At 47.8% G+C, this 21,365-nt stretch carries 17 protein-coding genes; 12 read left to right on the top strand and 5 right to left on the bottom strand.

Annotation, left to right across the window (positions count from 1 at the left end):
* The first annotated feature begins 73 nt into the window (after positions 1-73).
* Positions 74-1,690, top strand: coding sequence for a phosphoethanolamine transferase (locus J9260_RS03395; protein WP_210219653.1), 1,617 nt, complete (start codon positions 74-76; stop codon positions 1,688-1,690).
* A 53-nt stretch (positions 1,691-1,743) separates the two neighbouring features.
* A complete protein-coding gene (locus J9260_RS03390; RefSeq protein WP_210219652.1) occupies positions 1,744-2,268 on the top strand; it encodes a helix-turn-helix transcriptional regulator in 525 nt (174 codons plus the stop codon).
* Here the strand turns inward: J9260_RS03390 and J9260_RS03385 are convergent.
* Positions 2,265-2,807 (bottom strand): cytochrome b, encoded by a 543-nt coding sequence (locus J9260_RS03385; protein ID WP_210219651.1) that lies wholly within the window; start codon positions 2,805-2,807, stop codon positions 2,265-2,267. The genes J9260_RS03390 and J9260_RS03385 overlap by 4 nt on opposite strands.
* Positions 2,808-2,986: 179 nt before the next feature.
* Here J9260_RS03385 and J9260_RS03380 point away from each other — a divergent pair, with 179 nt between their 5' ends.
* From J9260_RS03380 to J9260_RS03360, 5 genes are all read left to right on the top strand, one after another.
* Positions 2,987-3,490, top strand: a complete 504-nt coding sequence (locus tag J9260_RS03380; RefSeq protein WP_210219650.1) for a helix-turn-helix transcriptional regulator — start codon at positions 2,987-2,989, stop codon at positions 3,488-3,490.
* 113 nt (positions 3,491-3,603) lie between these two features.
* A complete protein-coding gene (locus J9260_RS03375; protein ID WP_210219649.1) occupies positions 3,604-4,659 on the top strand; it encodes an efflux RND transporter periplasmic adaptor subunit in 1,056 nt (351 codons plus the stop codon).
* 3 nt (positions 4,660-4,662) lie between these two features.
* Positions 4,663-7,767 (top strand): efflux RND transporter permease subunit, encoded by a 3,105-nt coding sequence (locus J9260_RS03370; RefSeq protein ID WP_210219648.1) that lies wholly within the window; start codon positions 4,663-4,665, stop codon positions 7,765-7,767.
* Positions 7,767-9,017 carry a TolC family protein gene (locus tag J9260_RS03365; protein ID WP_210219647.1) on the top strand — a complete coding sequence of 417 codons (1,251 nt, stop codon included), beginning with the start codon at positions 7,767-7,769 and terminating at the stop codon, positions 9,015-9,017. The genes J9260_RS03370 and J9260_RS03365 overlap by 1 nt, the downstream gene beginning before the upstream one ends.
* Before the next feature lie 28 nt (positions 9,018-9,045).
* Positions 9,046-9,438: a hypothetical protein gene (locus J9260_RS03360; protein WP_210219646.1), complete on the top strand. Its 393-nt coding sequence runs from the start codon at positions 9,046-9,048 to the stop codon at positions 9,436-9,438.
* Here J9260_RS03360 and J9260_RS03355 read toward each other — a convergent pair.
* The 4 genes from J9260_RS03355 to J9260_RS03340 all read right to left on the bottom strand — a co-directional run bounded on the left by J9260_RS03355 (position 9,435) and on the right by J9260_RS03340 (position 12,849).
* The gene (locus J9260_RS03355; protein WP_210219645.1) at positions 9,435-10,454 is read right to left on the bottom strand and encodes a sensor histidine kinase; all 1,020 of its coding nucleotides are present in this window, start codon (positions 10,452-10,454) and stop codon (positions 9,435-9,437) included. The two genes, J9260_RS03360 and J9260_RS03355, sit on opposite strands and share 4 nt — an antisense overlap.
* Positions 10,451-11,140: a response regulator transcription factor gene (locus tag J9260_RS03350; RefSeq protein ID WP_210219644.1), complete on the bottom strand. Its 690-nt coding sequence runs from the start codon at positions 11,138-11,140 to the stop codon at positions 10,451-10,453. The genes J9260_RS03355 and J9260_RS03350 overlap by 4 nt, the downstream gene beginning before the upstream one ends.
* A 47-nt stretch (positions 11,141-11,187) precedes the next feature.
* Positions 11,188-11,877, bottom strand: coding sequence for a DUF2202 domain-containing protein (locus J9260_RS03345; RefSeq protein WP_210219643.1), 690 nt, complete (start codon positions 11,875-11,877; stop codon positions 11,188-11,190).
* 105 nt (positions 11,878-11,982) lie between these two features.
* Positions 11,983-12,849: a thioredoxin family protein gene (locus J9260_RS03340; protein ID WP_210219642.1), complete on the bottom strand. Its 867-nt coding sequence runs from the start codon at positions 12,847-12,849 to the stop codon at positions 11,983-11,985.
* A 218-nt stretch (positions 12,850-13,067) separates the two neighbouring features.
* Here J9260_RS03340 and pelF point away from each other — a divergent pair, with 218 nt between their 5' ends.
* The 5 genes from pelF to J9260_RS03315 all read left to right on the top strand — a co-directional run bounded on the left by pelF (position 13,068) and on the right by J9260_RS03315 (position 21,275).
* Complete coding sequence (gene pelF / locus J9260_RS03335; RefSeq protein WP_210219641.1) at positions 13,068-14,615, top strand: GT4 family glycosyltransferase PelF; 1,548 nt, start codon at positions 13,068-13,070, stop codon at positions 14,613-14,615.
* Positions 14,596-15,963 (top strand): exopolysaccharide Pel transporter PelG, encoded by a 1,368-nt coding sequence (pelG, locus tag J9260_RS03330; RefSeq protein WP_210219640.1) that lies wholly within the window; start codon positions 14,596-14,598, stop codon positions 15,961-15,963. The genes pelF and pelG overlap by 20 nt, the downstream gene beginning before the upstream one ends.
* Before the next feature lie 62 nt (positions 15,964-16,025).
* Positions 16,026-18,686, top strand: a complete 2,661-nt coding sequence (locus J9260_RS03325) for a polysaccharide deacetylase family protein (RefSeq protein ID WP_210219639.1) — start codon at positions 16,026-16,028, stop codon at positions 18,684-18,686.
* Between the two features lie 55 nt (positions 18,687-18,741).
* A complete protein-coding gene (locus tag J9260_RS03320) occupies positions 18,742-19,845 on the top strand; it encodes a glycoside hydrolase family 191 protein (protein ID WP_210219638.1) in 1,104 nt (367 codons plus the stop codon).
* A 2-nt stretch (positions 19,846-19,847) separates the two neighbouring features.
* A complete protein-coding gene (locus tag J9260_RS03315) occupies positions 19,848-21,275 on the top strand; it encodes a tetratricopeptide repeat protein (RefSeq protein WP_210219637.1) in 1,428 nt (475 codons plus the stop codon).
* Positions 21,276-21,365 lie beyond the last annotated feature (90 nt).

The raw sequence follows: 21,365 nt of genomic DNA, 5'->3' as shown, positions 1-21,365 counted from the left end.
GCATTTGTCCTCTTCAAGAAAAGCACCCTACCCCCAAGAATACTCAACTTCTAATAAGTTGGGCGTTTTAGTTATGCTTTTCAGATTTCCTTGGCCTCCTGCTTTTCTGGCAACATTAGTCACAATGTTTTTAACTGCGGCTTACAACCACAGTTTGTTCAGTAAATTGAATGAGCGTTTGGCCGTGTTCTCATGGGATGGCGCGGGTTTTGTCACTACCTTATTTGCTTTAATGTTAATGCTACTGAGCGTGCCGGTACTATTATTTGTACCGCGTTTCCTGCTGAAAGCGGTATTGATCGCCCTAGTCATGCTCTCAGCGGGGTTGAACTATTTCACGCAAAACTTAGGTATTGTGTTCGACATGGACATGGTGCGTAACTTGGTAGAAACCGTGCGTGACCAAAATCAACAAGAAGCCCGCGAACTATTATCCTTGCCACTAATATTACACCTTGTACTGTGGGGTGTATTACCCAGCATCATCATTGCACTTATCCCGCTGCAAGCTGCACAAAAATGGTGGAAAAGTTTAGGGATACGCTTAATTTACACACTGATTTTAATAAGCATTGCCGTCAGTTTATTTGTGGTAAATAACAAATACGCCACGTTTTTCGCACGTGAAAACGGTGATTTGAAAGCCTATATCACCCCCTTGTTTGCATTAAATTCCACTTACCGTTACTTCAATACCTTTTACGCGCAACAAGAACAGCCATTCACCATACTGGGCAATGATGCTCATCAGCAAAAACCGACACCACGCCGTACTATCGGCATTATGGTGGTCGGTGAAACCGCACGAGCCGACCACTTTTCCCTGAACGGTTATGATCAACCCACCAATCCGCTGTTGAGCAAAGAAAACCTGATTAGCTTCCAAGCGGTATCTTCATGCGGCACATCCACCGCGTATTCCGTGCCGTGCATGTTTTCGTTTCTTGGGCAAAAAGATTACTCACCGGAAACGGCTGATAAGCAATCTAATAGCCTAGATGTGTTGCAAAAAGCTGGGGTAAAAGTAGTTTGGATCGACAATAACTCCAGTTGCAAAGGCGTATGCACCCGCATTGAAAATCGCAACTTACTGCAACAAGTGAACCACAGCGATGATCTGTACAGCGACAACGGTTATTACGATGAAGCCATGCTCAACAACTTAGAACATTACCTCGCTGGCAATCAAGACGTGCTAATTGTGTTACACACCTTGGGCAGTCATGGCCCCACTTACCACAAACGTTACCCGGCGGCATTTGCGCAATTTCAACCGTATTGCAAGCAAGACACCCCGCATACCTGCCCCCAAGCCGAGGTCATTAACGCTTATGACAATACGATTTTGTACACGGACTATGTGTTAAGCAAAACGATTCAGTGGTTGAAAACACAGTCACCACAGGCCGATACATTTTTGTTGTATGCGTCTGATCATGGTGAATCCTTGGGTGAGAACGGCATTTACTTGCATGGGCTACCTTATTTCCTCGCCCCCGAAGCACAAACACACATTCCTATGCTGCTGTGGTTGTCTGAGAGCTATCAGCAACAATACCCACAGGCATGGTCAACGCTGCAAGCGAAAATCAATGCGCCATTGTCTCATGACAATTTATCGCACAGCCTATTAGGGTTGTATGCGGTACAAAGTCAGGTCTACCAAAGCAACTTAGACCTTTTGCGTTAACCTGCCCTCAACCCGTAGAATGCCCGCAATTCTCTTACTTGCGGGTGTTTTGTATGTCTCGCTCAAAACAATGGTTTCTCGTTACGGTATTGTGTTTTATAGCTCTGCCTATGTTGCTGGAGGTTTTCCATGAAATACAAGAAGATGAGCACGATCTCGCTTACTTGATAGGGTTGGCTGTTGTGGGCACACTCGCCTTGTCTGGCTTAGCAGTATTAATCACTGAAATACGGCAACGTTACCGCGAAAACGCACGATTGCGAGCTACTTTGCAATCAACCCATCAAGATTTGCAGCAAGCGAATCAACACCTACACGCACTGACTGAAAAATTACGTGACACCGGTAAGCAATACAATCTGGTGGTGCAAGAGCAATTCACTGCATGGGGGTTAACGCCTAGTGAACGCGAAGTCGCGCTGTTATTGCTCAAAGGCTTGAGTTTTGATGAGGTCGCGAGTGTACGCGATACCAAGGAAAAGACGGTGCGGCAGCAGGCAACGACTATCTACCGCAAGTCAGGTTTGAATGGGCGACATGAATTCGCCGCCTGGTTCTTTGAGGACTTTCTGGCTTAAGAACGCGCAAGCAACATCCGTAGCAGGGTGCTGTCACCCTGAATGTAATGGTGGTACAAACTTGCTAATGCATGGAAACCAATCAGGAAATAACCCACCGTACCTAACGTACCGTGTATTTCTTCCAGCCATTCAGCTAAGCCTTCGTTCGGCATAATCAATGCAGGCAATTCCAAACCGAACCACATCACCGCTTTGCCTTCACCACTGAGCGTCGCCCAACCCAATAAAGGCATGGCTAATAACAAAGCATACAAAGCCACGTGCATCAACGTTGCAGCTAGACGTTGAGTGGAAGTCACACTGCTATCGGCGGCAGGTGTTGGATTCAGCCAACGTGCAATCAAACGCAAACCTGTCATCCCAAAAACCGTTATACCCAACATAAAATGCCAGCTTTTGAGTGCATTACGTGGGTCACTGCCCTTGGGGAAAAACTCACGTAACTCAATACAAGCGTACACTGCTATCAACAGCAGTAATGTGAGCCAATGGAAAGCAATGGGAAAAGTTCCGTAACGGGATACAGTGTTAGACATACATGTCTCCTTATGTCGATCAATGAAAGTTTTCAGTATCCTGAAGACTGACGCAAAAACCTTATATTACCAAGGGGCAAATCATCTATAAGCGCATGGCAAACCACTATAAGCGGTTTGTCTGATGTACAATCTCGTCTTAAAATTGCAAACCACTTTATTTCTAACAGGCGCACTTCATGTTTCGCACCCGTGATATTTTTGTCATTAGTCTGCTGATAGTAGTCGCTGTATTGCACAGCTACGGTTTTGGCCTTGATATTTCTCAAGCAGATCGCCCCTTACTGCATTTATTCGTTGATGCCGTCGTAGTGCTGGTATCCTTTGTTGGTGTTGGTTACTTAACATGGGAGAATCACCACAAGCGTAAAGAAATCGAGGCACTGCACACTCAATTGCACCATTCACACACCCGCATTTCAGACCTGCATAAAAAACTCCAACAAGCCAGCAGCAGCTACATCGAAGTTGTCCACGAACAATTGCAAGCATGGGAACTCAGCCCCACCGAGAAACAGGTGGCATTACTGTTACTTAAAGGCTTAAGTTTTGAAGAAATTGCGGCAATTCGAGCTACCAAAGAGAAAACTGTGCGCCAACAAGCCATCGCTATTTACCGTAAATCGGGCCTAAACGGGCGACACGAATTTGCCGCGTGGTTCTTTGAGGACTTTCTTGACTGATAAACGGTAGGGCAAATGCCCGAAAACCGCCCTTCCCGACCCTTTGCCGCCTAATCTTCATGAGCGAAGCCTAATACACTCTGGCAACAATCTAATCAGAGTGAATGCCCGCAATGCTCAACACAATCCCTAAGCTGCTCAGTCTAGCGTTATTGCTACCCACCTTGGGGTGGACAGCAGCACCATTACCCATACCTGAAGAACAACGCCAAAGCTTAGGTATTGAAGTGGCAGCCGTTGTTGCAACCGACGCAACCTTGGGGCTAACTGCGACGGCAAAAATCACCCTGCCACCAGCGAGTGTTCGGGTCATCGCTGCGCCAACCGATGGCCTCATCACCAGTGTCTTGCATCAATCCGGGGAACAAATTGCGAACGGACAGGCACTGATCACCTTATCATCCCCGCAATTAATTGAAGCACGTCGCCAATCCATTCAAGCCAATCTTAAACACAACCTTGCAGCAGATATGGCAGCACGTGACCGCAAATTATTCGCGGAAGGTTTAATTGCAGAAACCCGTTTAACCACCAGTAACAACGAAGCATCGCTTGCCGCCAGCGATGTGGAAGCCGCTCGCGCCACCTTGAAATTGTTAGGCGCGAAAGTCGAAGGTAAAGGCGCGGAAATCACCCTGACTTCACCGATAGAAGGTACATTGATTGAAACACTGGTCGAACCCGGACAGCGTGTAGATGCGAGTACTCCCTTAGTCAAAGTAGGTAATCTGAAACAGTTAGGTTTAGAAATTCCACTATCTCCCGAACAAGCTAACACGATTGCTATCGGGCAAAGTGTCAAGCTTGAAAACTCCACGGTAACGGGAGAAATTATTGCCTTACAACCTTCGCTGGATGCCGCACAAAACGTTCTGGTACGCGCCAAACTGACTCAAGCCACTGATCTACGTTTAGGACAGTCTGTCAATATTACGATTCTCGGCAAAACAGATACCAAAGCTCTCAGCATTCCCAGTGCGGGTTTAGCATGGCTTGGTAATAAAGCGTATGTCTTTGTTGAAAATGCGCAAGGCTTCACCCCTACCCCAGTCAACATCCTCAATCAAACCGACACCCAAGTCACGCTAAGCGGGCTTACCCCCAATGAACGCGTTGCGGTTAAAGGTCTTGCTGCCCTCAAAGCCAAGTGGCAAGAGGCAGAGGAATAAATCATGCTCAACTGGCTCACTGAATTTTCACTGGCGCAACGTTGGTTAATGCTGGCGTTGACGTTAGTACTCACGTTTCTGGGTATCCGTGCCTTTCAAGAACTGCCGATTGATGCTTTCCCCGATGTATCCACCACTCAAGTTAAGCTGATTCTCAAAGCACCGGGCATGACCCCTGAAGAAGTCGAAGCGCGTATTGCACAACCCGTGGAAACCGAGTTACTCGGCATTCCTAACCAAGTAGTGTTGCGCAGCATTTCCAAATACGCACTAACTGACATCACTATTGATTTTGCAGAAGGCACGGATATTTATTGGGCGCGTAGTCAAGTCGCTGAACGCTTTGCCAATGTTAAAGGCGACCTGCCCGAAAATGTCACTGGTGGTTTAGCCCCCATCTCAACTCCACTATCAGAAATTTTTATGTTCACGGTGGAAGGTGAACTGTCACTGCAAGAAAAACGCACATTGCTAGACTGGACAATACGCCCTCAACTCCGTGCCTTACCCGGCGTTGCTGATGTCAATGCCCTCGGAGGACGTGCAACAACGTTTGAAATCACCCCAAATCTTGCGGCTCTTAATGCCCGAAATCTCACCTTAGCGGATTTGCGCAACGCATTAGCCAGCAATATCCGTAATGACGGTGCTGGGCGGGTCAATGAAGGCGAAGAAACATGGGTGGTGCGTATCGAAAGCGGCATCAAAGCCCTAGATGATTTACGCACGATTGCGATTAAAAATATTGATGGTATTCCCGTAACCGTGGCACAAGTCGCTGAAGTAAAACTGGGTGAATTAGCACGTTATGGTGCTGTCACACAAAACGGGCAAGGTGAAGCTGTTGAAGGCTTGATTTTGAGTTTACGCGGCGCGAATGCTGGGCAACTTACCAAAAATATTAAAGCTAAAATCGCTGAAATCACTGCCAGCTTACCCGCAGGCGTGTCGATTGAACCGTTTTACGACCGCTCAACTTTAGTGGATAAAGCCATTCATACGGTCAGCAAAGCCTTGTTGGAAGCCTTTGTTCTCGTGGGAATTATCTTGTTTGCCTTTCTAGGTAACTTGCGGGCGGCTTTTGTCGTCGCTTTGATTTTGCCATTGTCAGTGTTGGGGACTTTTATTTTAATGCGCCAATTTGGGCTATCGGCCAACCTGATGAGCTTGGGCGGATTAGCCATTGCTATCGGCTTATTGGTCGATGCGGCGGTAGTCATTGTTGAAAATATTGTCGCGCACCTTGCTCACGATGATGACAAAGCGAAAACACCGCAACTGCAAAAAGTTTTGTGGGCAGTGCAGGAAGTAGCATCCCCCGTCACTATCGGCATCATTATCATTGCTTTGGTATTTTTACCCTTACTCACGCTGGAAGGCTTAGAAGGTAAGTTATTTTCGCCTGTAGCATTAACCATCGTATTCGCACTCTCTATCTCATTATTGTTGGCATTAACCGTTATTCCGGTATTTTCATCGTGGTTGCTCAAGCAAGCATCGCACACTGATCCGTGGTTATTACGCACCTCGCGGCGTATTTACTTACCCGTTTTGGATAATGCCTTAAAACGCCCGTTACCTGTTTACTTATTAACGGCTGCGGTCATGATCGGAGCTATCGCCACCTACCCCTTCATTGGCAAAACCTTTATGCCGACAATGGATGAAGGTGACTTATTGGTGCAATTGGAAAAACTCCCCTCCATTGCGTTGGATGAAAGCGTTGAAACCGATCTAAAAGTGCAACAGGCATTATTAGATAAAATTCCTGAAATTGAACGCATTGTCGCACGGGTCGGCTCAGATGAACTCGGTCTTGACCCCATGAGCCTCAATGAAACCGACAGTTTCTTGGTGTTAAAACCCCGTGAGGAATGGCGAATTGCTGATAAAGAATGGTTACAAGAAGAAATTCGTCAAGTCTTAGAAAACTTTCCGGGCGTAGGCTACAACTTCACGCAACCCATTGATATGCGTGTTTCGGAAATGCTCACCGGTAGCCGGGGTGACATTGCCATTAAAATTTTTGGCACCGATCTTGCTGTACTAGGAGATTTGGCTCAACAAATCGTCACCCTGTTAGAAAAAGTCCCCGGAGCTACCGATGTTTACACCCAGAAAAATGCCGGAGTTCAGTACCTAAAAGCGGAAATTGATCGTCAAGCTGCCGGGCGTTTTGGATTATCGGTGGATGATATTTCCAGCTTGTTACGTACTCAACTTGAAGGCGAAATTATCGGCGTTATTCAGCAAGAGGGGCGGCGTGTACCCCTGCAATTACGCGGGGCAGCGGAATTACGCAATGCACCACAGGCGTTACAACACATCCGACTCACCTTACCGGACGGACGGGTTATTAGCCTTGATCAAGTAGCTAAACTGATACGCACCGAAGGCCCGGTTGCCATCAAACGGGAAAATGCCGGACGCTTTGTGGTCGCGCAAAGCAATGTCACTGGGCGTGATTTAGTCAGTTTTGTGGAGGAAGCGCAGCGTGCTGTTGCTGAACAAGTCAAATTACCTGCCGGTTACAGCATTACTTGGGGTGGGCAATTTGAAAACCAACAACGTGCTGCACAACGTCTCCTGATTGTCGTGCCAATGGCATTAGCTTTAATCGGATTACTATTGTTTCTAACCTTCCGCGATTTACGCCAAACGGTGTTAGTCATGGCAAATGTACCACTGGCATTGATTGGTGGCATTTTTGGACTAGGCATTTCTGGGCAATATTTATCCGTACCCGCATCGGTGGGTTTCATTGCTTTATTGGGGATTGCGGTGTTGAACGGTGTGGTGTTGGTCACATTCTTTAATCAATTACGTCAACAAGGCTTCAGAGGCACGGCTGTGGTGCGCGAGGGCGCATTGCGGCGTTTACGACCGGTGTTAATGACAGCAAGCATTGCCACTTGGGGGTTAGTGCCGCTGTTATTTGCCACCGGCCCCGGCTCTGAAATTCAAAAGCCCTTGGCAACAGTGGTCATTGGCGGCTTGGTCAGCTCCACGACCTTGACGTTGATTTTATTACCGTTGTTGTACCGTCACTTCATCCTCAAGGGTGAAGTTTCCCGCATACCTGCGACCTCCCATGAGACTCATGCCTGATGAAAACCATCACTTTAACCTTATACAGCGCACTATTGCTAAGTACATCAACTGCTGTTTTTGCAGCAAACTATTTACCTAACCCTATGGAAGCACAACAAGCACTCTGGAAAGCTCCGGGGGTACACATGGCGCAACAGGAAGTTAGCGCGCAACAGCAGGAAAGTGCCGCTTTGCGTAAAGGACGTGAAGAATTTACCTTGGGTGCGGAAATGGCGCGTCGCACTATCGAAACACCGCCTCAAGAACAGTTTAAAGAATGGTCAGTTAATATCTCACGCCCGTTGCGTTTACCGTACCGTGCCAAAGCCGATCATCAGTTAGGCGAAAACAAAGTCAATTACGCGCAAGCCAACTTAGGTGAAACCGTTCACGAAACCAGCCGCCAGCTTTTGAGTCTTTGGTTTGAATGGCTCAATCAAGTGGCTCAAGTACAATTGATGGAAGAGCAAATGCAATTAGTACAGTCACAAAACGCACTGGTTTCGCAAAAGGTAAAACTGGGCGACGCAGCACGTGCTGAACAAGTAACAATGGATGCTACTTTTGCGCAAACAGCGGCTCAATTGCAACAAGCCGAACAAGGAATGCGCTTAACGCAAGGCAAGTTGCTGGCACAATTTCCTGATTTAACCGTGCCTGATTATTCCACTATTCAATTCCCTGATCCCAATGGCGTACAAGGCACTCAGGCCGAGTGGGTAAAACGCATTTTGGCGCATAACCACGAATTGCACCGTGCAAGAAGTGAAACCCAGTTACTCAATGCAGAAAAAAATCAGTTTGCCTCACGTCAATCGTTTGACCCGGAAATAGGACTTCGCTACGGCAAAGATCGAGCGGGTGAAGAAAATGTCGCCGCCATTAATCTTTCACTCACCCTCAATGGCGATGCACGTAAACACGATACCGAAGCCGCAAGAATTCGCGCAAACGCTGCTCGCGATAATGCTTCACTCTTAGAAGAAAAGCTCATTATTGAAGCGAAAGTTAATTATCAATTGGCTGAAAGCTCGTTTGCTGCTTGGCAACAAGCACATCTGGCAGCGAACAGTTTGCAAGAAGCGCATCGTCTTGCGGCACGTGCTTATGAATTGGGTGAAGGTCATTTAAACGAAGTATTGCTCGCCAAACGTAATGCCTTGGATGGCTTACTAGCATCACGCCAAATGCAAATTCAAGCCTTACTAGACCAAACACGCCTGCAATTGGATGCACACCAACTCTGGTCATTAGATAAACAGCCTTAAATCACCCTTTTATTTTTGGAGAACGTATATGTACAAGCGATTTCTAGTTACTACCAGCATCCTACTAACGTTATTAAGTGCTTGCACAACGCATCCCGGCACGCCGCAACCTATTGATACAACCTTCATCACTCAAGCTAACGGTATATCCGTCGCCTTTCGTTCCTTGAGAATGGAATCAGGCACGACAATCAAAGGGCAATTACACCGTACAGGGCATGAGCCAGTGCGCACCGGACACGTGGACTACGCCATTATCGACGCTAATGGCTCAATTCGTGAACAAGGCTGGGTCGAACATTCCAGTGCAATCCGTATGCGCCACACTAATCGCCCATCACGATTCAGCATCGCCCTCAAACAACCCTTGGCGAACGGAGAGAAAGTGCGCTTGAGCTACCATCAAGGCAACCACCCTTAACGCTGCGGCAACACCACTTCCACCCTCACCCCGCCACGCTTGGCGTGGGTGAAAAGCAAAGTACCGCCGTATAATTTAGCAATATCCTTACAAATCGACAACCCCAATCCATGCCCTTCCACAGATTCATCCAAGCGAATCCCACGTTGCGTCATTTGTTGCAAAGCAGCGTCACTGCAACCTTGCCCATCGTCTTCTACCACAATCAAAATATGTTGTTCGTGCCAGTCAATGCTGCAAAACACCTGCTCCCGCGCCCATGTGCACGCATTGTCGAGCAAGTTACCGATCAGCTCTAACATGTCTTCACGATCACCAAAGCGGGTAATTTCAGGTGCAATTTCCAAGTGGATACAGCGGGGCGATTTGTGATGAACTTTGGTTAAAATAGCCACCAGAATGGGTAATTCCTCATGGGGATCAAAGCGTTGCGTGGTATTTCCGACTCCTGCCATCCGCGCCCGTTTGAGTTCGCGTTCCGTCAATTGGCGGATGCGTTCGGCTTGTAATTTGGCGTGCTGACTGGTTTCACTGGAGGGTAATTCATCAAGGTATTGCACCAGTAAATTCAGCGGACTTTTAAATGCATGAGCCAGATTTCCCAGGGCATGACGCGAACGTTCCAAGCGTTCCTGCATCAGACTCAACAAGTGATTCAATTCTTTAACGATAGGGTATATTTCAGTGGGAACGGTATCGGTTAACTTATGGATTTTCCCGGCTTCTAACTGCTGAAGTTCGGCACGGATCACATCAAGACGGCGAAATGTGCGCCGAATAACCAGACTTTGCACCCCCAAAATCAACACAATCCCACCCGCAGCCAAAAACGGGAACAACCACTTAAAACGCTGTGGACGTTGATTCGCAGGCAACGGATAGTGTTCAGTATTAGCCGCAAACTGGCCTTCAGGCAGGGTACGTGGCAATAACATTCCCGCCAACCAAATCAATGCCATCACCGCAATCAAGGTAATCGCAAGATTAACCTGCAACTGACGTTCTAAGGACTTCATATATTCGACTCCGGTTTATCAGGATCAACAAAAATATACCCCTGTCCGCGCCGAGTAAGAATACGCCAATCACCTAATTTACGGCGCAAATGCCGCACATACACCTCAATCAGATTGCTATCGCGGTCAAAATCTTGATCGTAAACGTGTTCTGTCAAACGTGCCTTGGTCAAAATTCGCCCCGGATGCAGCATAAAATAGCGCAGTAAACGAAACTCCGTCCCCGTCAAGGTAAACACTTCACCCTCTGGCGTGGTTACTTGCTGCTGCTCTTCATCCAACTGCAATCCACAACAGTGCAATTGCTGATTAAGGGCGGATACCTGAAGGTTACGCCGAATCAATGCCTGAACTCGTACCAATAATTCCTCAAAGTGAAACGGCTTCCCAAGGTAATCGTCGGCTCCGGCTTTAAAACCATCGACCCGCTCATGCCATGCATCCCGCGCTGTCAAAATAATCACCGGAACCAAATTACCGCCTTGCCGCCAATGACGTAACACTTCTAAACCATTACGCTGCGGCAAACCAAGATCAAGAATCACCGCATCATACGGTTCTTCATTACCCATGAACTCCGCATCTACGCCATTAGTGGCAATATCCACCGCAAAACCAGCGCGTTTCAAACCGGTATGCACATTCGCTGCTAACGCTACGTCATCTTCCACCAGTAACAAACGCATCAGTCCACCTCACTTTTGCTCATCATTGCATTATTGACCACAATGACTCACTGCATCCGGCGGCCTTGACCCTGACCGTTGCCTCCGCCATTACCGTGACCTTGCCCGCCGCCTTGACCACCACGCTCGGTGGGGCTGTTGATAATCGCATCAACTTCTGCCTGCGGTAAGGCTTGTGCCTGATAAGTCACACCTTGATTTTCAATCTGTTTGGCAAATGCCCGCAAATGATTACGTGAGCCGCGCATTAAATTGCCGTACACCTGCGCAATATCGGCTTGGCGCGTACCGCTAATAGCTTTTTGCAAATCGCTAATGTCGGTTTCCTCAACCAACGCCCCCACTTGAAGTGCTTCGGCTAAGGAGGTTTGACCGCGTGCGATTAGTTGCGTGTAAAGCGTATTCAAGGCAGGTTCTTTGAACACACCCACAGCATCATTCACCACCGGATCGGCTAAACGGTAAGTTGTTAACAGGGATTTAATCCGATCTGTGTGTTGCTGTTCGGCATTGGCGATATTGCTGAAAACAGGCAGTTTCCATTGATTGCCCAGTGTCGTGTAGACATCACGCGCTAACTTTTCCTCTTCGCGCATAAACTGCAAGGCTTTGCCTTCATCCGCCGTAAGCTGGCTTGCACCGCCGCCGTTACCTTTGGCAACAGCAGCGGGTGACACTAACGTCGCAGCGCAGGCGAACGTCATTAATCCAAGCAATAGGGTTTGCTTAACTTTCATGGGGAATACCTCTTTGAATTCATTTTAATTTATTGTGACCCACGTAAAAGTCACACTAATCACTCTAAAGAGGTAATCTGAAACGAACCTGAAAATACGCGAGCGTTAGTACAATAACGCAAACAACTTGTTACGATACCGCTTCACCAACGGGTTGCCCGCGCCCATGATTTCAAACGTGCTGAACATACCTTTTTTGCCCGCGCCGTCTTGGAACTGACTGTCTTTTTTATGAACACTGAAGTACAGCTCTAAACCTGCTTCAAACTCATCCATTGCAACGCGCAATTTTGCCAGTTCCAGCATCGTCGCTAAATCGTCAGGATTTTCCGCCAAGCGTTGTTCCAATGCACTGGTATCAATGCCAACCACTTGCGCTTGCAACCTGGCTTTTTTCACTTCTGCCAATAATTGACTGACCACTTGGTTGTCAATCGCATCGGGCGGAACTGCCATCAACAGGGTTTCCGCTTCATCGGCCTGACCTTGCTGAATCAACATACCTGCCAACTCGACCACCGCTTCGTAGAAATCCGGCTCGTGTTGCACCACTTGCTGCATCAGGTTAATCGCTGCGGGAATATCACCACTTTCGTACAAACCCAAGGCTTGTTGACGATAACTTTCAGTGCGACGCACCCGGTGTTTATTGATAAATTTGCGTAATTCAGCTTCCGGCAACGCGCCCATGAATTCGTCAACCACCGTACCGCCTTTAAGCACTTTCACCGTCGGCAAACTACGCACTCCAAACTGTGCGGCTAACTGCTGATGTTCATCGCTGTTAACTTTCGCCAAGATAAAACCACCTTGGTATTCCACCGCCAATTTCGCAAGCAATGGCATCAAGGTTTTACACGGCTGACACCAATCAGCCCAAAAGTCGACCAAAATCGGAACTTGGAAAGAGGCATCCAGCAATTGCTGAAAATTCTGCGGGTTCGCTTCGACAATGTAAGGGGAATCAGCCATTGACTTTGATCCTTCGTAAAGTGATGAATTGCCGACAACATGAGGTCATTTGCGCAAAATGCAAGGGAGAGCGGCACACGAAAACCGAATACACCACCCGCAGACCGTTAGGGCGAGCATCCCTACCGTTAATGCACCGCGCATTAACACCCTATACCGTTTGTTTTGAATCATTAGGCATTAGCATCTTTCAACCTTTAACTAACGGCTAAATGCTTATGTCTGCACCTGAGTTTCCGCGACTTTCACGACATCAGCAGGCTGATATTTGCCTGTTGCTGGAAGGCACGTACCCCTATATTCGGGGTGGCGTTTCGACCTGGGTGCATCAACTGATTCAAGGCTTACCGCAATACCGTTTTGCCTTGGTGTTCATTGGTGCAACTCGCGAAAACTACCCGGACATGCATTATCAATTCCCTGCCAATGTCTGCCATTTTGAGGCGCATTATTTGGCGGAACCGTTAAACCTCGCCAAACCTTCGCCGCAAGCGGGCAATCCGACGTGGTTTGAAGCCTTGGATCATCTGCACACCCAGCTCAAACACGGCGGGCAACAACACGGTTTAGCCGCTTATGCACCGTTTATTGAGCAATTGCAGGCATCGCTGAAAGATGGAGCGGAAGCGTTTTTCTACAGCGAACAGGCATGGGAGCGTATTACCCGCGAATATCAGGCCAACGCGCCGGATTTACCGTTTAATGAGTACTTCTGGACGGTACGCTCCATGCATACCCCGCTGTTTAAACTGTTAGAAATTGCCCAAACCGCACCATCTGCCACGGTGTATCACACCATTTCCACCGGTTACGCCGGGGTGTTGGGGTTTTTCCTGAGCGTATTGCGCCAGCGTAAACTGTTGCTCACCGAACACGGGATTTACACCAAAGAGCGTTATATTGACTTGTACCAAGCCGATTGGATTCGTGACCCTACTCCGCAGTTTTCAATGGGTTTACACGCCCCGACCAGCTACATCCGGCGTATGTGGGGCAGATTTTTTGAAGGATTGGGGCGACTCACTTACGCCGCCAGCTCTGAAATCGTGACCTTGTTCGCGGCTAATCGTCAAACGCAAATCCAATACGGGGCAAATCCCAATCGTTGCCGCATTATTCCCAATGGGGTCGATATTCGCCAGCTTGCCACCACTCGCCAACAGCGTGCAGCAACCATTCCGCAGGTAATCGGGCTAATTGGGCGCGTAGTTCCGATTAAAGACATTAAAACTTACTTGCGGGCAACAGCCTTAGCACAACGCCAGATCCCTAACCTGCAAGCCTGGATTATTGGCGGTGAAGATGAAGACCCCGCTTACGCTGCCGAATGCCATCAATTAACCGCAAGTTTGGGGCTGCAAACCACCGTAAAATTTTGCGGATTTCAGTCCGTTGCGGCGATGTTGCCGCATTTGGGCATTGTGGTACTGAGTTCTATCAGCGAAGGCCAGCCATTATCCGTATTGGAAGCCTACGCCGCTGGTGTTCCGGTGGTTGTCACCGATGTCGGAGCCTGCCGCGAAATGGTGGAAGGTGTAACGGATGCAGATCGAGCCTTGGGGAAATCCGGCGAAGTCGTTCCCATCGCTTCACCCGATGCAATGGCGACTGCCCTAGTGCATTTGTTAAGCAATCCCAACGCATGGCGAGCCGCACAAGCTGCCGCGATTGCACGGGTCGAAGCATTTTACACCCAATCGGCATTTTTAAATCACTACGATAACTTGTACCAAAGGACGCTGGAACATGGCGGGCATCGGCTTTGAACTAAAAAAAATGATGGCGGGTAAAGGTTGGTTGGGCGTAGCTCAAGCGTACACCTATTCCGGCATTATCGGCTCTGGCCCGTGGGTATTGTCCATTTTGGGCATTTTACTCGCGAGTGCCTTGGGATTAAGCCGCAGCGGGGTGGATCAAAGTGCGGAATTTATGTCATCCGTCACTTACCTCATTGCGACATCGTTGGTCTTGAGCGGTGTGCTGCAACTGTTGTTTGTGCGCTTTATGGCGGATCGGGTTTACGAAGGCAAGGCTGAGTGGGTATTGCCCAATTTATTAGGTGCGTTAACCATTATGAGCGTGATTGCGGGCGTGATTGGCAGCACGATTGCACTACTGTGGTTTAGGCACGACCCAGTTTACGCACTGCTGATGCTGGTTAATTTCGTGGTGTTGTGCAATTTGTGGTTAACCGTGGTGTTTGTTTCCGGGTTGAAGCAATACCAAGCGGTATTGCTGTTGTTTTTCATCAGTTACGCCCTGTTATTATTGCTGGCATGGCTATTACGCACGGGCGGTACGCTGGGTGGTTTATTAGCGGTATTGGCGGGGCATAGTACGCTGCTGCTGACGTTGTTAGTGTTAGTCATGCGTGAATACCAAGGCGAGGCGACTCCACGTTTTGACTTTATGCAGCGTCGTTGGATTCATCCCAGCCTGATTATTACTGGCGTGTTATTTAATTTAGGCGTGTGGATTGATAAATGGATTTTTTGGTTTGACCCCACCACATCCGATACCGTGAATGGCGTATTGCGTGCATCCATTATTTACGATACGCCTTTTTTTCTAGCTTATCTTTCGATTATTCCCGGCATGGCAGTCTTTTTAATAAAAGTTGAAACTGATTTTGTTGAAACTTATCAACGCTATTATTCGGCAGTTAACGGGCAAGGCACACTGAGCGAGATTCAAATTTACCGTCAAGACATGGTGAAAAGCATTCGTGATGCCTTTAAAGGCATATTTTTCGTGCAAAGCTTATGTGTATTGCTGTTTTTTTGGTTAGCCGACGACATTCTGGCCTGGCTAAATCTATCGCCGTTATTTGTGCATTTGTACCGCATTGATCTGTTTGCGACGCTGCTACAGGTGCTATTTCTGACCACCCTAAGTATCAGTTTTTACTTCAACTTATTACGCCAAGCCCTGTGGATGTGTTTGTTATTAACGCTGGCAAACGCCCTATTGACCTTACTCAGCTTATGGCTGGGGGCAACTTTTTATGGCTATGGTTTTGCTTTAGCACTGTTATTAGCCACCGCAGCCGGAATAGCGGCTTTATCTGCAAAACTGAACCGCCTGGAATATTTAACCTTCATGATGCAACGCTGAAATCTATGCTTTGAACCAACATTTGTATTTCTGTTGAGTATGGACTGAGGATTATTTAAATTATGGATAGCAAATTAAAAACAGCTTATAAAGGATGGCCTTTATTGCTGTGGTGGTTATTAATTGCCACATTCTTACCCCTTTCCGCCAATGCAGCGGGTAGTTTAGTCAGCAACACAGCATGGACAACCGCCAATCGTTTAGACACGACTACAACTATGCAACAGGCTGGTTTTGAGATTTACGGACGTTACGAAAACAGCACGTATAAATTACTACTGAAATCAGTAGCTCCCAGCGCAGGTGTTGCGCCAACCCCAATTAGCACCAATACCACGATTTGGCTTAATAGTGACGGGCAAGCCACCACCGGCTACAAAATTTGGGGCTTCGCAGGCGGTGAAGAATTCAGCTTTAACGTTGCCAGTGATGGCACATTAGACTGGTATCGTTACCCCAACAACACTCAAACACTAATCGGTAAATTCCCTGTCGCGTCCTACATTAGTGGCGGCAATGCCACCACAGGTTATACATTGGAAATTCACCTCACGGATGCGCTGTTACAAGCCAACAGCACTGGTATGGCGGCTCCCAGCACTAGTGGAATAAAACTCTTTTTTGATGTGAATGACAGTATTTTCCTGCCGACCTATTACTCTAACGGCGAATATTTACTGGCACGCACCACTACTATTACCCGCACCAGCAAGCGCATTGGCATCGTTTATTCTGCAACCAGTGCCAATCGTTTTTGGGCATTAAAATCGTATTCTCAGTTATTTATGGCGGCTCAAATGCAAGCGGCACAAGCGGGTATTCCGTTTGATTTACTGACTGAAGATGATCTTAAAAATATCACTAAAATCGCTCAATACGATGCACTGGTTTTTCCGTATTTTGCCAATGTCAAAGCCGCTGATGTGGAAGTGATCAGTCAGAATTTATTGGTTGCCAGCACTCAATACAAAACTGGCCTGATTGTCTCCGGCAACTTTATGACCAACGATGAAAATGGCAATGCCTTGGCAGGTAATTCCTATAGCCGCATGGCTAGTATACTCGGCGTGACTCGCAGTGGCGGCACAACTGCACCCACTTCCGTGGTATTAAAAGCAGCCAGCACCACGCATCCGATGCTGCAAAATGGCTATACCGCTGCTGAAGAAATTTTAAACTACCCAACTGCGTATACCGATTATTTCGCCAGTGCCGGAACCACCGGTTACACCATCACACCAGTCGTCAATCAGATTATGGGTGGCGTTAGCACTGCCAGCGCGGTACTCGCCGCCACTAATGCGAGCGGAGCGCGGCATGTACATTTTTCCACGATCCAGTTCATGGGTGATTCCAACTTATTATGGGCGGCGATGCAATGGAGTGTTTACGGCAATAAAGCCCCAGTCGCCTTGCAGTTAGGACGTGAACAATCACTGTTCGCAGCGCGTAATGATATGGATATGAGTATGTATCCAGAGGAGTACAGCACTGTTGAAAGTCCTTTGTACACCATCATCAATAACTGGAAAACAACTTATAACTTCGTCGGCTCTTACTACCTGAATATTGGTAGTGGCGAAGATAATTGGACAACCGCAACTAACTATAATAGTTACGTTACGTTGTACAAAGATTATCTAACATTGGGTAGTGAAATTGGCACGCACTCTTACACCCACCCTGTTGATACTAATGTGTTAACGCCAGCACAAATTCAATACGAATTTGCAGATTCAAGAACACGTTTACAACAAATCACCCAATGGGGTTTAACCAATGTGGGTGGTGCAGTCCCCGGTGCGCCGGATAATCTGCCTGCTGCGAATGAAATGCTTAAGCATGTTTCTTACTTAAGCGGTGGTTATTCCGGTCGTGGAGCAGGCTTTGCTAATGCAATGGGGTATTTAACACCTGCTGACACCAAAGTTTACCTTAGCCCCAATATGACGTTTGATTTTACCAATATTGAATTCCTAGAAAAAACCCCAGATGAAACTAAAGTGATTTGGAATAATGAATTTAACGCATTAACCAATCACGCTAATCAAGCAGTAATACATTGGCCTTGGCATGATTATGGTCCGACTATCGGTGTCACTCAAACTACCCCCCCTTATGGTGGCTATCGTAAAAAAGATGGCACACCTATTAATTACACCGTCGATATGTTTACCAGTCTCATTAAAAAGGCTTTCGATGCTAAAACTGAATTTGTAACAGGTGCAGATTTAAGCAAACGCATCGCCACATTCCGTACCGCCATCCTGAACTTTACTCAACCCAACGCGACCAGTGTGAGTGTCACTTTAACGTCCAGTGATGCGGGACGCTATGCACTGAAAACCAACAGCCCGATTGCCTCTGTGACTAACTGGTATGCCTACAATACCGAGAAAGTTTTCCCCGCAAAAACTGGTGGTACTTACACCATTCAATTGGGAGCAACGCCAGCCAAAAGAACGCATGTTACCAAACTGCCGATGCGGGCTAATTTATTGAGCACCAGCTCCACGGGTATTAATAACTTGAAATTCAAATTTGAAGGTCAAGGTCGAGCAGAAATTGCACTGTCATGCACTACCAAACTCAACAAAATTACAGTGGCAGGAGCTAAGGCAATATCCCCGAACCCAGACCCAAAAGCTAACATCAACACGGTAATACTCGACTTCCCTAATCTCAAAACCAATGAAGCTACTCTTAACGTTACATGTAACTGAGATCGGTACAATGAAAAACGTCTGTTTGACATGGATTTTGCTACTGGGGTGTTTAATGAACTCCGTACAGGCTGAGACGATTAAGCAGCACAGTACCGCGCTGTTTTACGCCCCCAATTTACCCGTGGAATTGTTGAGTCAATACCAACGGGTGATTGTGGAGGCGGACAACGTAAAGCCGGAGGAGTTAACCGCTTTGCATCAAGGTGGCGCAAGTGTTTTAGCCTACCTTAGCATTGGCGAAATCGCTCCGAGCCGTAAATGGTACAAATCCGTCAAACCGGCGTGGATCTTGGGTAAGAACCGCGTTTGGGATAGTGAAATTATGGATCTCACTAATCCCGAATGGAGGCATTTCATTATTGAAGAACTGGTCGCGCCCTTGGCGAAACAAGGGTACGACGGGTTGTTTTTAGACACACTCGATAGCTTTCAATTGATTGCAACCACTGATGAGGCACGCAATCAACAAGCTGAAGCACTAACCCAAACACTTAACGAAATTCGCACCCAATACCCGCAGCTAAAATTGGTGGCGAATCGCGGCTTTGAAGTCATGCCGCACATCGCGCCGTTGCTGGATGCGGTATTGGCGGAATCGCTGTACGCCGCGTGGGACAATGCGCATCAACGTTTTCACCCCAGTAAAGCAGCCGATACCGAATGGTTATTGCAAAAACTGCAAGCCCTTCAAAAAGAGTTCAAGCTGGAAATTATCGTGCTGGACTACCTGCCACCAGAGGAGCGCGATGCGGCTGAAAAACTAGCGAAACGCATTGAAAAGCACGGCTTCGTACCCTGGATTAGCGTTGCCAGCCTCGACATTGTGGGTGTTGGCATGAAACCCACCGCGCCGAAGACTTTCCTGCTGGCCTACGATAGTGTGCAAGAAAGCCAGATACCGCCACTGCCCTATGCAGCGGTTGAAGCAGCTTTAAGCAAACACGGTTACAAACTGCACCGCCACGATATTCAAACAGGCTTACCCATTCAGGCACTCACAGGACGTTATGCCGGAATCTTAAGCTTTTTACCCTTTGAAACCCAAAGCAAAGCCTACCAAAACTGGTTACTACAACAGCATCGCGCAGGTATGTTATTCCAAGCCTTGCTGCCATCTGCCAGCTTACCGGATAGCACGTCCGGCAAAAGGAAATAACCATGTCAAACAAGGAACGTTTACTGACACCTTTGCACTTACTCCTCGCTCTCGGTGTGGGCGGTGGCGTATTGCACACCCTGTATCCCGACAGCGAAACCGTTTTAAAAACGGCGGATGCGCAACACCTGAAAACAGCGTTAAGCAATCCGTTGCAAACGGCTTATGCCCGCACCTTAGTCGCCCCCAACGTTGAACCCGTACCGTTATTGCAACTTGCCACCAGCCTTTCTGCGCAACACGCTTGGGAAGCTTCAGAAAATTTGTTAACCAAGTTACCCGGCGGCCTCAACCCTCAACTTACCCAACAAACCGAGAAACTGCACCTGCTTAACCGCTTGGATGCCTACTACGCTGACAACAGCACCCGTAATAAACAAGCAGTGCAAACGCAACTCAAAGTGCTTGCGACCTACCCGCAATGGAACACGATTACACGCACCCATTTAGCAAAGTATTCGCTCGATTTTGGCTTGCCAGCGCAAGCGATTCAGCATTACGCACAATTAGCCCAACAAGATCCTTCCCAAACCCAGCAATGGCTAATCCTGACGGCAACCACTGCTGACAATGCCGGATTATGGGACACCGCTGCCGATTACTGGCAACGGGTGCACGACCTTAGCCCCACTAAACTGAATGTTTACACGTATCACTGGTTAGAGTCCGCCATCAAAGCAGGACGCAACACCGAAGCCACCAATTATTTATACACATTGGTCGATCATTTACCTGAAACCAGCAGCGACTTACAACGCTTGGCGCATTTGAGCCTGAAACTTGGTAAGCCTGCGTTAGCCAGCACCATTTACCAACAATTAGCCAACGTTGATCCAGAATCTGCGCAAACATGGCACGAAAAAGCGGCACACTGGAGCCAGACAGTAGGTGCTTACCACCTTGCGGCGAATGCCTTAACCAAAGCACACAACCTTAGCAACGATGAAGCGGAACGCCTATCGCTGCAATACCGCAGCATTGACTTGTGGGTGGCAGCCAAACAACCCCACAAAGCAGCGTTGGCACTAAAGCCGCTGTTAGACAATAAACGTGCCACACATTTAACCCTGCCACACTGCTTGCAAGTGGCGTACTTAGCTGAAAAACAGCAACAACATGCACTAGCCAGCACCTTATGGACGTGGGTTTTGGCGCACAGTGATGACCGCAAGCTATGGCAACACGTTGCACTGTGGCAAGAAAGCCGTAAGCAGTACACCCAAGCACTAGCAACATGGCAGCAAATAGAAACACGTTTTGGAGTCAGCCAGCAAACCACCCTGATGCGTATTCAGGTGCTCTGGCGAGCCGAAAAACACCAACAAGCACTGCGTCTCGCCCGACAAGGTGGCAAAGGTTTGTATAAAACAGCTAACCGCTACCAACGCAGTATTCTCACAGAATTAAATAAACGACGTAACAACGCTTGATCACGGATTCTCAACAAAAAAATAAGGCCATTGAGTATGAACATCAATACTACACTTGCGACACTTAACCCATCAGACCCACATTGGTCA

Origin of the sequence: Thiothrix unzii, assembly GCF_017901175.1 — a bacterium.
GTDB classification, from domain to species: domain Bacteria; phylum Pseudomonadota; class Gammaproteobacteria; order Thiotrichales; family Thiotrichaceae; genus Thiothrix; species Thiothrix unzii.
This window is presented reverse-complemented; position numbering and strand designations above follow the sequence as displayed.